Genomic DNA, 17026 nt, shown 5'->3' on the forward strand with positions numbered 1-17026 from the left:
GTCTATGCCCAGGGGTCTCGGCCGGATGCGGTGATCCGACGCTCCTGTGACAGCGTCAGGAAGCGAGGCTCGGCGGTCCCCCACAGCGGCGTGCCTGAGAGGGGGTGGCGCGGGTGCTCAGAACGGAAGATCCGCAGGAGAAACTCCACCATGCCACATTCGTAACGCTGCCACAGATCTCGGCCTCGCTCGTAGACAACAACCGGCCAGGCGTCCGGATTCTCGTCTGTTCGCTGCCAGCAGAGAAGATCTGCAGTGCCGTCCACTGCCCAAGCCAGTATTGCATCCGGTGTGGACCAAGCATCTGAAGGACCACTTGATTCCCATTCATCCTGGGCTACCCACGTCTCTTCGAACATATACCCGCCAGGTTGACCGGATGCATCAATGGAAGGTTCGAGAATTGAAAGGAAATTCTCGATAGCTCCAGGCCCATAGTGCCTCATGAAGGCTTTATAGTCCGAAGGAAACGACGTTCCCCAGGCATCCTCAACCGCCTCCCAATCGACGTCACTGCCAGCCCCTGAAAGGGGGGGCATCAAAGTGATCAAATCGTCAATGCACATCTTTCGACACCCTTCACCTCATGTTCCCAACTGGCACCGGATAGCCGCCCACAGACTGTCTGCCAAGGTTATACAGCCCCCCTGGCTTAAGCTCGTTCTTGACGGTGGCTTTGTCGATCAGAGTTGATTGAGCACCGTTTCGCCAAAGGGTGGCGTTTATCTCGTATTCATACGGTACAGTCCTCGGCCCTTGGTACTTCGGCACCACTGAGTACTCAACGACACTGTCAGGCTTGCCGACCTCTTCCTTTACGAGTCTCTCGTAGTAGCGCATATTCTTTTCGATTCGATGCTTGTCCCTGGTGAAGTAGTTGGTCGGCCGGGCGCATGTCGACAGGTTACGCGGCTCCGTTCCGGATCCCCCCAAGGTGTTGGCGAGTAGGTGGCAGGCATTGATACTCGACTGAGGAACGAAGTCGAACGCCCTCACGAAGTCCTGCGCCCACCTATATCCCAGCGCCTTATTCGCGTCAGCCGGAGTTCCACCCGACGATATCTGCTGCTTGTCGAGACAGGCAGTGATACCCATGGGGCGGTTGTGGCTGTCGAGGGAGCCGTAGTCCTTCCAACCGGAACCGCCTATACGGCAGTCTTGAGATTCGTCACTATCGTTTCCGGCGTCGGGATCGGTTCCGGGTGCCGAGTGCACGCCCGGATCCTGGTCCGGATCGAAGGATGCAGCCCCCGAAAGATTCAGCATGTCCAGGACTGTGGCGATCGCGTCCCAACCCACGCCAGTTCGCCATCCGGTACCTCGCTCATCCCAGTCCGGACGCGGGACTGGACGTTCGGGTGCCGGTACAGGATGGGTGCCATTGTTGGGGTTTGTGTCGACGGGAGGTCTCGGCGGAAGGATCGGCGTCGTATACGACGCCGAGCAGAGGGATCGGCAACCGCCTCCGCCGACTACGCCGCCTCCGCCGCCTCCGCCGCCTCCGCCCTGTCGAGACCCGGAACCTGTGTATGCGAGCCATGACCTGGCTTGGGGCTCCGTGACCCGGTAAGCAACACCGTAAGACTGCCGCCTAAGGGCATCTGCCAGACTTCCGGCAGAGCTATACGAGAGACCAGTCGAATACCGCGCTTGAGTTATCTGGAATCGTATCTCTCGATAAAACCCACCGATTCGTCCCCAAGGTCCAAGGAAGCGACTAAACCGGAAGTAACCACCCCTGCTTTTCCTCGCCCTAACCTGTACAGGCGCTCGCGTCTCATGACGCGTCGGAGTGATGGTTGCATGTCCAGACGGATCGGTTCCGTCCAATGGGCCAGCATTACCGTATACATAGCGGTTGCTCTGCACCGACGGGCTTGGCTCCAACAGCCACGTATCGCGGGACGCAAATCCCCCAGTGCCCGGCTCATACCACCGCGCAGCCATGTTGACGCTACCTGAGGACGGATCCGTCCAACCCGACTGATAGCCGAGCGAGGTGCCAACCCCAGCGGAAGCTGAGACCTCGCCGAAGGGCGTGTACGCGCGGGAGCCGGTAACGGTCTTGCCGTCGGAGGAAAGGCCAGCGACAACGTCGGTGTGACGGTCACTGATCGCCCATTGCTTTGCTGTGCCGTTAGTCATGGCCAGCACGGAACCGGAGGGGTTTCTCGTGTACCTATTAGCGCCGTCGCTGGTGAGGTCATTCGATCCACCGTCATACGTGAAGGTGGTCTGTCCTGACTGGCGTACGCGATCAAGGGAGTCGTAAGTGAAGCTTGACGATCCGTCGGTCACCTTGCGTTCGAAGGCGTCGAAGGTTAGCGCACGGGTCGCGCCGCTCTTTGTAACGGAGAAAAGCGTGCCCCGAGGGGTATAGGTATAGCTCGCGGTGCCGTCGGTAAGGATGCGGTTGCGGGCGTCGTACTTCGCTTCCGCGCTGCCTGACTTAGTGCGGTTGCCCGCGTCGTCCCACTCGTAGCTGGTGCTCGTTGCGCCGTTCGTCCAGGAGGTCAGTCGACTTGCGCGGTCGTAGCTGTAGCTGTTGTCGGCAGCGCCGGCCGTGCCATTGGTCGTCTTCTTGGTCAAGCGGTCATCGAGGTCGTAGTCGTAGCTCGTTGATGCGGTCTCGGTGGTCCCTGTCGGGTTGGTGATTCGGTCGATGTTCAGGCGGCCTAGGGAGTCGTAGCCAAGCGTACGGCGCGCCGATTCGGCCCAGGCTGTGGCACCTTCTGGCTTGGTTGCGTATCGCTCCAGCGTGGGGCGGCCCGCTGCGTCGAAGTCGTGCCAGATTTCGCTGCTGGTGATGGAGTCCCAGGTCCAGTCGGGTCGGCCGGCTGCGTCGTAGCCGTAGCTGGTCGTTCCTCCTGTGGTTTTACGCTGCGTCATGTTGCCGTCGGCGTCATAGGTGTAAGAAGACTGGCCTCCTGGACCATCACTCGTCAGCAATTGACCGCGATCGTTGTAGGTGTACGTGTTGCGGCCCGTCGCTCCGTCGGTACCAGCGGTGGTAAGTCGGCCTACCAGGTCATACTCGAGGGAACGGGCGGTTGTCGCGGACTCCGCGCCCGTACCGGTCTCGCCCGTCAGGCGACCCAAACCGTCGTAGGTTCGCTCCCGCTTGACGCCTCCGGGCAGCAGCTCGGAGATGTCTTGGCCGGCAGCGTCGTAGGTCGTCGTCCAGGTGCGGTCACTCGCCGCCGGGTGGGCGTCCGTGGCGGGCTCGATCGTGGACTGTGGCAGGTTCCACGAAGTGAACGTGTAAATCGTGGAGTTGCCGCGGCCGTCTGTCAGGCGGGTGCGGTTGCTGGCGGCGTCATAGCCGAACGTCGTGGTGATGGACTTCGTCGCAGCGACGGGCTCGGTCTGCTTGGTCATGCGGCCGAGCGCGTCGTAGGAGTAGGTGGAGCGTGCCTGGGTGGCAGAGGTGACGGCGGTACGGTTGCCGTCGGCGTCGAATTCCATGGAAGTGGAGCGCAGCGCCGTGGTGCCGGTGCCGTAGTCGGTCGTTCCGGTGACGTTGCCGAGCGTGTCGTGTCGTGTCGTGCTCTTGCGGCCCGTGGCGTCCACGGTTTCGGTCTGCCGACCCAGCCCGTCGTACGTGAACGTGGTGACACCGCTGCCCGGGTCCTTTACGGACACTGGCTCACCGGCCGCATTGTAGGTGGCGGTCGTCGTGCGACCTCCGGGGGTGGTGGATGCTGTCTGGTTGCTCGCGTCGTCCCAGGTGTAGCGGGTTATGAGGTTCTGGACGGTGGGGTAGCGCTCGATCGTGGTTGCGGTCAGCCTGCGACCGAGTTCGTCGTACGTCGACTCACTGCGCGCGCCCATCGGGTCGGTGACGGAGAGCGGGAGGCCGGTAGGCGTCCAGGAGTAACGGGTGATTCCGGCGCCGTCGAGGTTCGTCTCGGTGGTTTCGAATGGGCTGGGCTCGGTGCCAAGAGTGGTGGGTGTGCCGCCTGCCACGGGATCGGTTTTGACTGAGAGGTTTCCGAACTGGTCGTAGCCGTAGCGCGTGATGCGGCCGAGCGGGTCTGTCGTGGTGGCGACGCGACCGGCCGCGTCGTATTCGGTCCGTGCGACGGCGGTGATCTTCGTGCCGCCTGGCGGGGTGTAGTCCGGCATGGTGAGGGCGACGGGACGGCCGAGCTTGTCGACCTGCGTGCGGGTCACAGCCCCTCGGGGGTCCTTGGTCTCTGTGACTTCACCGAAGGTGTTGTAGCCGGTCAGCGTGGTGGGCCGGACTGTCTGAGCAGCTTGTCCGTTTTCCTCGGCGAGGACAGGCGGTGCGGTCTGCTCCACCAGATTGCCCAGTGCGTCGTAGCGGCGGGTGGTGGTGTAGGCGGCGGCGTCTGCGCCGGTTACGTTGCCTCGCGGGCTCACCATGGAGATGAGGAGGCCGCGGTCGTCGTAGCTCTGGGTGGTGACCCTGGTGTCTGTACCGTCGGTCAGTGTCGCCTTGGTGGGGTTGCCGGCCGGGTCGTACTCCGTGGTGCTGGTCACCTTCTTGCCGGATGCGTCGATCGTCCGGGTGTTTTCGGTGATGCGGTCGTCGCCGTCGTAGCTGTAGGTGGTGACGCGGTTCAGCCCGTTCGGGTCGAGCACGCTGCGTGTGGTGCGGCCCGTGGAGTCAACCGTGTGAGTGACGGTCGTAGCGCCTCCGCCGGTCACCTGCTGGGTCAGGTGCCCTGCCCCGTTGTAGGTGTTGGCCTCCAGGACGATGTCGCGCTTGGTGCCATCGCCCTGGGTGACTTGCTTGGCGGTGGTCGTGGCCTTCAGGCCGTCGTCGTAGTAGGTGAAGGCCGTGGTGGCACCCAGCGCGTTCGTGATGGACGCAAGGCGTCCGCCCGGGTCGTAGGCGTTGGAGCCGACGACCAGATCGCGGGTCTGTCCGGAAGGGTCTCCCTTCCAGTCCTTCAGCACGGTTTCGGCGAGCTGACCCCGCGGGGTGTAGCGGTGGACGTATGTGGTGCCGACCGAGTCGGTTTCGCTGATGACGCGGCCAAGCCGGTCGTGACTGTAGGTACTCGTGTGGTTTTCGGCGTCGGTGATCTGGTTCTGGCGGCCGAAGGTGTCGTAGTGGTAGGTGGTGGTGCGCTTGGCGTCGCCGCCGGTGAGGTCTTCGGTGGACTCGGTGAGGATCGCGCCGTCCTGGTTGAAGGTGCGGCTGATCTTGGCGGTGTGGGTAACTCCGGTGATCTCGTTCTTTACGCCGGCACCAGTCTCGGTAGTGATCTTCGACTGCATGTCGTACGCGTAGGTGGTGGTGACGCCGTTCGGGAACGTGTCGGAGACCTGGGTCTCGAAGAGCTTCCGGCCGAGACCGTCATAGGTGAAGTTGGTTATGAGGCCGGAGGGCGCCGTGATCCGTGCCAGGTCGCCGTTGGAGAAATAGGCGTAGGTGGTGCTGGCGTCGCCGGGGGTCTTCTCAGAGGCGACCAGGCCGGCCGGTGTGGTGCCGCCGCCGATTGCTGCCTCTGTGCCCGTGGTGTACGTCTTGGTCTGCGTGCGTCCGTCTGCCAGCGTGGTGACGGCAGGAAGTCCCAGCGTCGTGTAGCTCGTGGCGGTCCGGTACCTGTCGTCCTTCGGCCCAGAGGAGCGTGCGTCACGAACGGTGATCGGCTTGTCGTTGCGCGGGTCGAGCGGGTCGGCCGCATTGGAGTAGTACTCAGTGAAGGACGTCCAGCAGGAGTTCGCGTCACGGCACTTCGTCTGTGTGACGGTGTTTCCTCGCGCGTCGTGCCCAAGGATCGTGGAGTGGCCGTTGGCGTCGGTCACGACGTTCAGGAAGCCGCCCGCGTCGTAGGAGTAGTTGGTCAGGCCTCCATCCGCATCGGTCACGGACGTCCGGCGCTGGCCGCGCACCGCGTCATACGTGGTCGTGGTGGTGTGCCCCTCAGGGTCAGTGACCGTGATCGCCGACGTCAGACCAGAGATGGTGCTGCGGCTGCGAGCCTGGTAGTGGGCGCTGACCTGATCATCGGTCAGGCCGTGCTGGTAGACGGCGACCTCGTCGAGCTGCCCGGTGAGGCGGTAGGTGCCCGCCGTGGCCACGCCCATCCATGCAGTATTTGCGTAACCGCCGCCCAGGTAGGCGTAGACGCCGGGCATGTGCTTGGCGGCGCGGCCGAGGCTGCCGACCTTGATGCCGTCCAGGTAGAGGGCTTGGCCGCTGCCCGACGCGCTGAGGACCGCGTGGTGCCACTGATTGTCCGTGACGGTTTCGGCGGACTTCATCGGGGTGGCGCCGGTGGGCTGGCTGTCGGTCCAGAACTGACCACGCAGCAGACCGTCTGCTCCGACGTTCAGGACCGGTCGGGCGTCGGTGGGTGTACTACCGATCGGCGCATTCTGCAGTCCGAGCAGTACGCCCTCCTTCGTGGTCCTGAACCAGAGCTCGACCGCGACGTCCGTGGAGGCGGTGATCAGGCCGCTTGGCACAGAAATCTGTCCGGTGCCGGTGAGCTGAGCTGCGTGGCCGTCCTCGACACCGAAGACGCCAGTGGTGGCGAGGGTGGTGTTGGTGTACGTGCCGGCGCCGTTGTTGGCCGCGGTTTCGCTGACTGCAGTGGTGGCGCCTTCGGGCTCATCAAGACGCCAGTAGGCCGCCGGGGCATCGCCGGTGACGGAGCCGCGATAGTGCGGGCCGTCGCCGGCGACCAGGCCAGTGCGGGCCCGGTAGTGCTGTCCGGCCCCGCCGACGCCGAGCGCTGTGGTGTACATGGCGGCTTCGTCGATCTGGCCGGCGAAGTACTTGGTCCCGGCCAGCTGGCCGTCCCACGGGGTGGTCGTGTATCCGCCGCCCAGGTAGGCGTTGGGCAGGGTGATGGGCTTGATGGCGCCCGGCAGGGTGCCGACGCGCACGCCGTCCAGGTACATGGCCTGTCCGCCGCTGTAGCCGGTGAGCAGGACGTGGTGCCACTGGTTGTCGGTTACGACGGTGGTCGAGGCAATGGTGGTGCCGGCCTGGCTCTTGTCGAGCTGGCCACGGAGCTTGCCGCCGCGGTCGATGAGGAGTGCGGGTGTGATGGAGGTAGGTGTCTGGCCGAGTTCGGAGTTCTGGAAGCCGAACAGGACGCTTTCGGGCTTGTCGGTGCGGAACCACAGCTCAAGACTGATGGAGCTGGTGGTTTCCAGCGGGTCGGAGGGAACGTTGACGGATCCTTCGGCGCCGTCGAGTTCGACGGAGGTGTTGTCGCCGTCCGCGAACACGCCGGTGCTGCCGAGGTTCACCCCGTCGCCATACGAGCCGTCCATTCCGGTACCCGGCACGCTGGAGGCCACTGCCCCACGGCGCTCGCCCAGACGCCAGTATGCGGCGGGGGCATGGGCCATGACGGCGTCCTGGTAGGCAGCGGATCCGGACGCGTAGGAGGGGCTGGACACCTTCCACGTGCCGCCGTTGTTGTCCGTTGTACTGGTCAGACGTGCTGTTGCCGGGTCGTACTGGGTGGTGGCATGGGTCCGGCCGGACGGCAGGACCACCTTGGTCATCAGGCTCGAGGTGGTACGTACGGCGTAGTGCTCGGCAACTGTGCCCGCGTCAAGTGCGTGCCCGTAGACCGCGACATCGTCCATGGAGCCCTGGAAGGGGTAGGTAGCGGCCGGGACGCCCATCCAGCCTTCGTTGCCCCAGCCGGAGCCGAGGTAGGCGTACTGGTCGTCGCGGGCTTGGACGGTGCCGGTGAGGCTGCCGACCTTCACCCCGTCGAGGTAGAGAGTCTGTGTAGTCCCTGCGCTAGTGAGGACGGCGTGATGCCAGACGTCGTCGTTGACGTTCTTGGTAGAGATGATGGGCTTCGTGCCGGCGTATTCCAGTGTGTAGAACTGGCCGCGCAGCTTGCCCGTACCGTCCACGCTCAGGTAAGGGCTGTACCGGGTGGGCCGCTGGCCCGCTTCCGCGTTCTGGAGGCTGGCCAGAACACCCGGCTTGGTGGTCTTGAACCACATTTCGACGGAGACGAACGCGGAGGACTTCAGGGTGTTGTCCGGCAGCTCGATCACCGAGTCGACGCCGTCGAACGACGCCGAGGTATCGGTCGTGCCGGCAAGGGCGGGGGTGGAGCCGAGGACGACATCGCGGTAGACCGCTTCGTTGAGGCCGGTACGTGAGGGGGCCTGGCTGTGGACGACGGAGCCTTCCGACTCCCCCAGGCGCCAGTAGGACATGGGGTTGGCGTCGAGAACGCCGGCCCGGTACAGCGATCCGTCCTCGTAGGAATAGGTCGTGCACTCGGTGGCCGAGGACGGCGGGCAGACCTTGGTCAGCCGGTCACCACTGTAGGTGTAGGTCCAGGTCAGACCCGGCGTGGTGGCGTTGATAGGGCTGGTTGTTACGGCAGTGACATGTCCGCCGGTCCAGGTGAAGGAGATGTAGCGGCCGGACAGGTCGTCGGTGACCTTGACCACCGGGCCGCCGTTCTCCTGCGCGCGTTGCAGGGTCTGGCCGCGGCCGGCGCTGTCGAGGATCCGGCTGAGGAAGCCTTCGGAGCCGAAGTGGTAGGTGGCGCCGGAACGGTCCCTCAGGACCCATCCCTCCACTTCCCGGGCGAGGCGGCTGGTGGAACCGGAGGGCCCGGTGTAGCCGCCGCTCTTGTTCAGCCCGTATCTGGCTTGGGAGCCATCAGCAGCCGTGATCACAACGCTGCCGGTTACGGGCTCTTCGCGCAGGCGGGTGTCCCAGCGAGTGGACCAGCCCGCGCCGAAGGCCCCGTCCTTGCGGGGGTCGAGAGAGTTGTAGGTGCGGGTGACCGCGAGTTCGGGGCCGACCGTGGTCAGGGCCGCGTCGGTGGCGGCGGTGGTGTAGTTGCCGGCCCTCGCGCCGAACTCACGGCCGGAGTCTGAGCCGCCGAGGTGGCTGGTGACACCGGGCTGAGGAACCTCGGTGGTGAACAGGGCAGGCCCGGGGCGTGCCGAGGTGAGTCCGCTGTCGAACACGTACGCGTACCAGGCATAGGTCTTGCCCCAGTCGAGCCAGCCTGCGGGCACGGCCCACTGCTGGGCTGCGCTGCGCGTGCCCATCTGGCAGTTCTTGCGGGTGTCCTTGCCTTCGACCTCGCATACCTCGAACTGGTACTGCAGGGCCTTGGGGTAGCGGTCGGGGTCAGTGCCGTTGGCCCACAGGGTGGGAGTCAGCGAGTCCAGTACGACACCACTGGCCGGCGACTCCGCCACCAGCTGTGGCGGGAGGTTGACAGAGGAGAACTTCACCGACGGCGCGGGGATGCCCTGGCTGGTGAACCGGGTGACGCCGACGTCGTCCATCGTCCACTGAAGGGTGTAGGTGGCAGGCGTCAGCGGCGCGACTTTGGCGTTGAGGGTGACACTCTCGCCGGGTGAGATGTCGCTGGGCATCGGCGTCCAGCGGATCTTCGACGAGTCGGTGATCTCCTTGCCGGTGGCGTCGTAGAGGTTGTAGCGCAGCTTGTAGTTGCCGCCCTTGAGCCAGGTCGCCTGTCCCCGGTTGGTGACAGTGACCTGCATTTCCGATTCTGCGGTGGCGGTCACCGGGCTGAGGAACTCGCCCAGCTTGTAGGTGGCGCCGTACTTGGTCCAGGTGACGTCCAGGCTGGGCTTGCCATTGGGGTAGTCATCGGAGCCGAACTGCTTCCAGCCCTTGGAGTCGGTCGTGGACGCCTTGACGGCCAAGCCGTAATTCTTCTTGCGGCCGTGGGTCCAGTCGTCCACCAGTTGCCGCCCGGCGCTGCCGAGCTTGATGCTCTCCCAGGCCGGGCCGCAGGACCAGGTGGTGGTGCCTTCCGGGCGCCATCCGTGGGCGAAGCTCTTGGAAGCGAGGGATGCTCCGGTGGCCGGCCCGGGGTACTTGGTGGTGGTGCTCTCCGCCCAGTTCGAGGTGATCGGGTGGACGGTGACAGGGCGGGCGGTGCACGACTGGGACCAGGTGTTGTATAGCGCCAGGTTGGCGCTCAGCACCCAGGCGTTCTTCAGTGTCGACTCGACGCCGTTGAATCGGAGGAAGGCCGCGGCTTTGTGGCTGCCGGCGTCGTAGGTACCGACCTTCAGCACGGTGTTGGTCGAGAAGTCGGTGTTGTAGGGCGACTCGACGAAGGTTCCGGACGTGGCGTCGAACGACGTGACGGAGGGGTCGACCCGGACGGGATAGATGCGCTCCGGGGCCTCCAGCCACTGCTTGTCGAGTGACACCGTCAGGACCTGGCGTCCGTTCTCCGTGGCGAGGCCGTAGACGACCTTGTCGGAGATCGCTCCCTCGTTGGCGTCGGCCGTGACGTTGGAGTCTTCCATCCAGCCGCGCGGCATACGCGCACGCTCGGTACCGGAGGCGTCGATGAAGGCGACAGCGCCTTGAGGGTCGAGCTGGGCAGTCAGTCCTTCGAGCTCCAGCGGGAATCGCCACTCGGTGGGGGCGCCCTTGTCCTTGAGGACGATGGTTTCCTTGACCGAATTGCTGCCGGCGAGGAGCTCGATGTCTGCGGAGGTACGTATTTCTGGGTAGGTGATCGTGCTGCCCTGGGGCTGGCCCGGGGTGTGGGCTGCGCCTTCCACTGCGTACGCCACGGAGAGGCCATCGGCGAACCGCAGACGCATCAGGGGCTGGGCGTCGGCGTGCTCCCCGAAGGTGATATCGGCCTCGGTGGAGCGCGTTTCCCACGTGTCACCGGTCGCGTTCATGACCCGAGGACCGGTGGGCTTGGCGAGCGTGGTGTCGATCTTCTGCCAGACACCCTTCTCACCGCGGAAGTTGACAGGCTCGTTGTAGTACCGCGTGGTGTACGTGCCGTCCGCGTTGACGAAGGTGGCGGCATGCTGGGCACGCTTGCTCACCACCTCCTTGCTCGTCTTCTCGTCAAAGCCCCGAGCAGCCTCGACGACCGGCGCAGGAACGGGCTGAGGCTTGCCCATCTTTGGCGGCTTCGGCGCAGGAGGCATAACCGCCTCTGTCACCGCCGGCTCGGTTCCCAGCTGCCCCGGCACGCGCAGCGCTTCCTCACGGCCACCGGCCGCCTTGGCCCCAGTACGGCCGGTGCCAGCCTTATGGCTTCGCCCGGCGGCGCTGCCCCATCCCTGGTCCGGACGCTCGCCGGCCTCGGTGGCCGGTCTACCAGCCCATCTATCGACAGCTAGTGCAGCCTGCTCTGTTCCAGCAAGCGCCGCCATGACAAGAGCCATGGATGCGGCCAAAGGGCGCGCAATACGCACGAACCCGTCCCCCCACAGTTGTGATCAAAGTGGGGACACTTCTACGTCTGCCAGCAAAGACATGACAAGTCAGAGCAAGCCCGCGCCACCTTTAAGTGATTTTTATCACGGGGACAAAAGGGCGGAATCGCTCATGTCACTTGAGGGGGAGAGATGCGTTCTGTGGTGCAGGCGTGTTGCGCTTCGGCGCTGGAGCAACTGGTCCAACCGAGCGGAGCAGGCGCTCCAGAGGGTGCTCTACCCAGCGGTAAGCGCACGCGGACAAGACCAAACTGACTCCGAGCACCAATAGCCAGACCAGAGCTGTCGACGTCACGGACTCCGTCCGCCCGTACCGCGCCAGACAGATCCGGATAACGATCTCGTGAATGAGGTACCAGGCAAACGACCAGTGGCCCAGTCGCACAGCCCATGGTCCGCCGAGCCCGGTTCTGCGTCCCTCGACATCCGCCACGGCAGCCGCTGAAACGAGCAGGGCGAAAAGGGGAGCCGAGAGCATCTGAGAGGCACTGTAGGGGCTGTACCACAAGCTGTCCGGGACAGCCTTGGACCAGGGAATCAGCACGACATGCCAGCCGATAACCAGCGCAACGGCCGGCCACAAGCCCGCACGCGGCCGCCATCCCCGCTTCACGGCTAGCCCCGCCACCACACCAAGCAGAAACTGCAGCGTGCGGGTCAGCGGCAGGTAATCAAGGGCCCACACACGGACAGACGCCTCGGTGAACAACGAGCCACACAGCCACGCAAGCACCGCGCCCCCGCAGACCAGGAAGCCGATCCATCGCCGGCCACGAGTGGACCGCACCGCAGGCAAAGCCATCAGCACCGGGAAGATCAGATAGAACCATGCTTCGTCGCTGAGCGACCAGGCAGCCGGGTTGCCGCCCTGAAGTATGACCGTCTCCGGTATCCAAGCGTTAACAAGCAACAGCGAAGCAACGACCGCCTTCCCCGACACCGCCTTCCCCAGAACTAGCCATACCGATACCGAGAAGACGGTAGTGGCCGCCAGCAGCGGCCAGATACGAGCGAAGCGCCTCCAAAGGAAGACCGTGCTGGGAACCCGCGCACCGTCATAGGTCCATGCCAGGACGAAACCCGACAGCACGAAGAAGAAGGTCACTCCGCTGCGGCCATACCAGACCATGTCACTGAGACCCGGAAGCGGGCCAACCTGACGAGACAAATGGTAAAGAACCACAGCAAGAGCAGCCCAAAAACGCAAACCCGTCAGGGAAGGAAGCCGGTCTCTGCCAGCAAAGACGACGGGACGGCCAAGGACGGTGCGGGAAGGGGCTCTATGTCGCATCAAGGGATTATCAACCACTCCCCATCCCCGCCCCACGTCCACATGCTTGCCCCTAGCGCGGCGCCGACACAGCGCATCGTCAGCGCTCGCGGCCACCTCGCTGAAGGGCCTAGCTGGAGGCCGCTTCCAAGGCCGCCGACGACCTCGCAAAGGCGGTGGAAGAGGCTTTCCCTCAGCACCCGGACGCTGAAATCATCCTCAGCTTCCCCGGCCTCGGCACCCAGCTCGGCGCCCGGGTGCTCGCCGAGATCGGGGACGACCGCGCCCTCTTCGCCGACGCCCGTGGCCTGAAGGCATACGCCGGCTCCTCACCCATCACCCGCGCCTCCGGCAAGAAGTCGAACATCACCAGGCGGTGGGTGAAGAACGACCGCCTCAACCACGCCGGCTACCTCTGGGCCTTCTCCGCGATCACCGCCTCACCCGGCGCGAAGGCCCACTACCGGCGCCGCCCAGAGACGAACACGGAGACTGGCACGCCGCAGCCCAGCGCAACCTCTTCAACCGCATGCTCGGGCAGCTCTATTACTGCCTTCAGCACCGCAAGCTGTTCGAAGAGCACACAGCCTTTCCAGCCGTCCTCGCTGCCGCGGCTTGACGAGTTAGATCCCTGAGGTGTCTATCTACGGCCACGCCACCCTCCGCGCGACCGGCACCGAGCGAGTCGGCGGCTCGAGTCCCTCGTACGGGTTGTCTCCCCGCGATCGGCGAACCGGCCAACCGGGCGGAATCGGCGGTCGGAACATGGGGATTGATGAGCAGCGCATCGCCGAGCCGGGGCTCGTGGTCCTGGACGTCGCCGCCGGCGACGAGGAGACCGTCCGCGCGGTGATGGAGGTCCTCCAGCAGCAGTGGGCGACCTCCGGCATCACGCCGGTGTGGCGTACGCCGGGGAAACCAGGCGTGAGGGCGCGGGTGTACGCCGACGTACGTCGTTCCGGCACCGCGCGCTGGCCCGGCGCCGCTCGTACGGCGGTGAGCAGTGCATGACCGTCCTTCCCGTTTTCCCCATCGGCGGAGCTCGTCGGGTGCGACGATCGCACCCGTTTGCCGCCCCTCTCTTACTTCAGAAAGGCCCTTGGTGAGCCGTACCGTACGAACCACCGCACTCGCTTCCGCCGCGCTCGCGCTCGTGGCCCTGGCCACGCCGAGCCAGGCCGCTTCGACCACCGGCGAACTGATGCTTCCGCACGTGCGGCCCAACGCCGCCGGCGCCGACACCCGCGACGGGACCCAGCTGAACCTCAACAGCGAGTACTTCGTCATCAAGAACGTCACCACCAGGACGGTGAACACCGGCGGCTACGTCCCCGACATCACCACCAACACCTAGGCCGCGCCCTGCCCTCCCTCCTACAGCTTGCCGCCGGCCGGAGCGAGGGCGTACGTGCACACCGGCAGGCGGTCGCCACTACCGCGACAGCAGCGGCTGGCACCACATCTACCGTGGCTACGCCCGCCATGTCCTGTTGAACACCAGCACCGCGAAGAACCCGGACCTGCGGCTGAAAGAAGCCGGGCAGCCCGGACGACAACAACACCGCCACCGGCAGCATCACCACCTGCAACTAGAACACAGCCGCCAACGGCACGACCTACGCCTGTTGACAAGCAACACCCCGGCGCCCGCGGCGGCAGAACCACAAGCCTGCGGCTGCCTGCACCGCGGGCGCCACCGTCTGGCTTCAGCACATCCACGCCCCCATACGGGGCAGCGTCGTGGGGCCCCGGTCGGCCACCCTGGGGGTGAAGGCGTCCTGGAGGTGACGCAGCCCTTGGCGGCGAGCTCCCGGGGTTCCACGTCCGTGCGCCCCTCCTTCCACGACAACGGCCCCGCAGTGGTCAACGCAGTCCGCGGCCGGAGCCGCCCGGTGCCGATCAACCGGCGCTGCTACCGGGTCGGTCCCGCGCACTGCCCCCCCTTGATCTTCCGCATGGTCCAGCACGCTGTGCGTTACCTTCGTGGACGTGACGTAGGACGCCGTCGGCGCTCGGAAGCCCCTACGAACGAGGAGCAAGAGCGGGATCCGGACCAGCGGCCAATGGCCCCTCGCCCCGGAGGAGCGGCCAGACTGGGGCCATGGAAGATTCGAAGCCGCTCCTGCCCACCCGCCGCCTCGCCGCGTACCTGGACCGCATCGGGGCCCGCCGCCCCTCCGCACCCACCGCCGACGCGCTGCGCGACCTCCAAGTGAGGCACCTGCATACGGTGCCGTTCGAGAACTTGTCGATCCACCTCGGCGAGGACGTCCCGCTGGACGCCGGGGCGATCCTGGACAAGCTGCTGAACGGGCGGCGGGGCGGCTTCTGCTACGAACTCAACGGCGCCTTTGCGCTGCTCCTGCGTACCCTGGGCTACCGGGTCCTGCTCCTGGAGGGCCGCGTGTACTGCCCCGATGGCGTACCCGGCATTCCGTACGACCACCTCGCCCTCCAGGTGGAGGCGGAGGACGGCAGCCGCTGGCTCGCGGACGTCGGCTTCGGCGACCACACCCAGCACCCGCTCGGCCTCGACGACCGCGGCGATCAGAAGGACCCGGCAGGGGTGTTCCGGATCCAGGACGCCGACAGCGACGAGGGCGACCTGGACGTGTTGAAGAACGGCAGGCCCGAGCTCCGGCTCGTGCGGCGTCCACGCGCCCTCGCCGACTTCGTCACCGGCGCTTGGTGGCACCGGACCTCACCGGCCTCGCACTTCACCCGCGGCCCCGTCTGCTCTCGGCTCACCTCCACCGGACGCGTCACGCTCCGCGACCACACCCTCATCACCACCGCGAACGGCGAGCGCACCGAATACGCCCTCGGCACCGACGCGGAGGTCCTGGCCGCCTACCGCGACCACTTCGGCATCACGCTCGACCGCCTCCCGGTCCCTCTCCACCCGCGCGGCCCGCAGCCCGGCTGAGACGGTTTCCGTAAGACCGGTGGAGGCGTTCCCGCGTATAGGCCCTGTGGAGGGGGACGGGCACCACGCCCTGGGGAATGTCAAGGCCGGGCGGAGCTACCAGCTGACCGACGACTTGGACCATCGAGGGAGACGCGTCGCGCGGGCGTACGTGGACTGACCCACCCGTTGGTCGATGGGGGCCGTTCCCACCGGAAACGGCCCCCCCCTTGGGGTTCAGCGCCTGGCGTGCAGGTACGCCGGCCGTGCAATGACCAGGCCTACTGGGGGTCGTTGAGCACGGAGCGGGCCGGCAGGCGGCAGGCGCGACGCCGGCATGAGAGCCCCAACCCGGACACAGCCTGAGACCATCCTGTCAGTGATGGCGACCCTGGGGACGACCGCCAGCAGAGGCAGCACTTTCTCAGCGGCAGGGACAGCGGACAGGAAAGCGGCGGGACCGCGGACCGGCGGCGGGACGGCGAGGCCCGCCGCGCCGCAAGGCGAGCGGCGGGCCCATGTCATCCCGGGTTCACCGAAGAATTAGAAGCTGCCCCGGTAGCCGGTCAGGTCGGCCTCCGGACACGTGATCGAACCGATCAGGCAGCTGACGCTGCTGTAGCTGCGTGTGTAGACGTTGGTGACCTGTCCACCGTCGTAGATGTAGATGTGGTGGTTCGGCATCAAGCGATGCTTTCCGGAGCGAATGGTGTAATTGCCGCTTGTGGTGAGCTGCATCGTCATGGCCCCGTCGATGGCCCCCTTGACTCCTCCGAGCCCCCTGCAGAACGGGTTGGTGGCGTGCGTGACCATCCGCACGTCGACGTAGTTACTACCCGACCCCAGCTTCTTGACCGTCATGTCCTTGGCGCTGGCGGTCTTCGTCGCGACCTTGCGGCCGTTCCGCTTGTCGTACACGGTGGTGGACCTCACCGACACGTTGCCCGTCACCGCCTTGGAGCTCCACGTGACGGTCGCGTGCGCCGCTGTGCGGTACCTGCTCGACTTCCAGTCGAACGCCGTACGGTTGTCACCACCGAACGCGTAGTTCGAACCGTAGTCGCAGCCGGCCGCAGGAGCGGCGACCTTCGCCTGCGGGATGAAGGTCACCCAGGACAGCGTGGTGGTCCGAGCGACCGCCGCGGCCGCCGCCCTCGACGCGGCCTCCTTGCGCAGACCCGTCAGCGAGGCGGAGGCCGGAACCGACGCTTTCACACCCCACAGCCGGGCGTCCGGATGCCCCTCCTCCGGCAGAACCGGCGCCACCTGGTAGTCATAGTCGGCGCCCGGCTTCACCTGAACATCGCGGAACGCCGCCACCCCAGCCTCCAGGCTGGCTACCTGCACACCATCTCGTACCACTACATAGCGGGCGTCCGCCTTGTACGGCTTCCACGACAGGTCCACGAAAGAGGCACCATACGCCACGGTGATCCCCTGCTGCACCATGGAACGGTCGACGACGGCCGCCGCGCCCGAGGGAGCCTGAGCCACACCGAAGCCGTGTGTCGACGCCGCCACGCCCTTAGACGTCGTTTCTTATGGCGTGATCGTTCGTTGAACCGTGTATGACGGATCTGGTTGAGCGGCTTGTGCCGGATGAGTTGTGGGTGTTGTTCCGGCGGGTGGTGCCGCCGACGGAGGTGATACGT

At 65.7% G+C, this 17026-nt stretch carries 7 protein-coding genes and 1 pseudogene; 4 read left to right on the forward strand and 4 right to left on the reverse strand.

Annotated elements, in window-relative coordinates; all coding sequences use genetic code 11:
- Positions 1 to 2 precede the first annotated feature (2 nt).
- The 3 genes from QWM81_RS26925 to QWM81_RS26935 form a co-directional block, all read right to left on the reverse strand.
- Entirely contained in the window at positions 3 to 566 is a 564-nt protein-coding gene (locus tag QWM81_RS26925; RefSeq protein ID WP_290114977.1) for an SMI1/KNR4 family protein, read from the reverse strand.
- A gap of 13 nt (positions 567 to 579) precedes the next feature.
- Positions 580 to 11148: a LamG-like jellyroll fold domain-containing protein gene (locus tag QWM81_RS26930; RefSeq protein ID WP_290114979.1), complete on the reverse strand. Its 10569-nt coding sequence runs from the start codon at positions 11146 to 11148 to the stop codon at positions 580 to 582.
- Between the two features lie 166 nt (positions 11149 to 11314).
- Positions 11315 to 12490 carry an acyltransferase family protein gene (locus QWM81_RS26935; protein WP_290114981.1) on the reverse strand — a complete coding sequence of 392 codons (1176 nt, stop codon included), beginning with the start codon at positions 12488 to 12490 and terminating at the stop codon, positions 11315 to 11317.
- Between the two features lie 113 nt (positions 12491 to 12603).
- On the opposite strand from QWM81_RS26935, the pseudogene QWM81_RS26940 reads away from it, so the two are divergent.
- From QWM81_RS26940 to QWM81_RS26955, 4 genes and pseudogenes are all read left to right on the forward strand, one after another.
- Positions 12604 to 13088, forward strand: a pseudogene (locus QWM81_RS26940) (transposase); the annotation flags it as partial.
- A gap of 146 nt (positions 13089 to 13234) precedes the next feature.
- A complete protein-coding gene (locus QWM81_RS26945; RefSeq protein ID WP_290114982.1) occupies positions 13235 to 13480 on the forward strand; it encodes a DUF6207 family protein in 246 nt (81 codons plus the stop codon).
- Between the two features lie 91 nt (positions 13481 to 13571).
- A complete protein-coding gene (locus QWM81_RS26950) occupies positions 13572 to 13823 on the forward strand; it encodes a hypothetical protein (protein ID WP_290114983.1) in 252 nt (83 codons plus the stop codon).
- A gap of 747 nt (positions 13824 to 14570) precedes the next feature.
- Positions 14571 to 15395: an arylamine N-acetyltransferase family protein gene (locus tag QWM81_RS26955; protein WP_290114984.1), complete on the forward strand. Its 825-nt coding sequence runs from the start codon at positions 14571 to 14573 to the stop codon at positions 15393 to 15395.
- 522 nt (positions 15396 to 15917) lie between these two features.
- Here QWM81_RS26955 and QWM81_RS26960 read toward each other — a convergent pair.
- The gene (locus QWM81_RS26960; RefSeq protein WP_290114985.1) at positions 15918 to 16820 is read right to left on the reverse strand and encodes a hypothetical protein; all 903 of its coding nucleotides are present in this window, start codon (positions 16818 to 16820) and stop codon (positions 15918 to 15920) included.
- Positions 16821 to 17026: the final 206 nt, after the last annotated feature.

Origin of the sequence: Streptomyces ficellus (genome assembly GCF_030406405.1) — a bacterium.
GTDB lineage: Bacteria > Actinomycetota > Actinomycetes > Streptomycetales > Streptomycetaceae > Streptomyces > Streptomyces ficellus_B.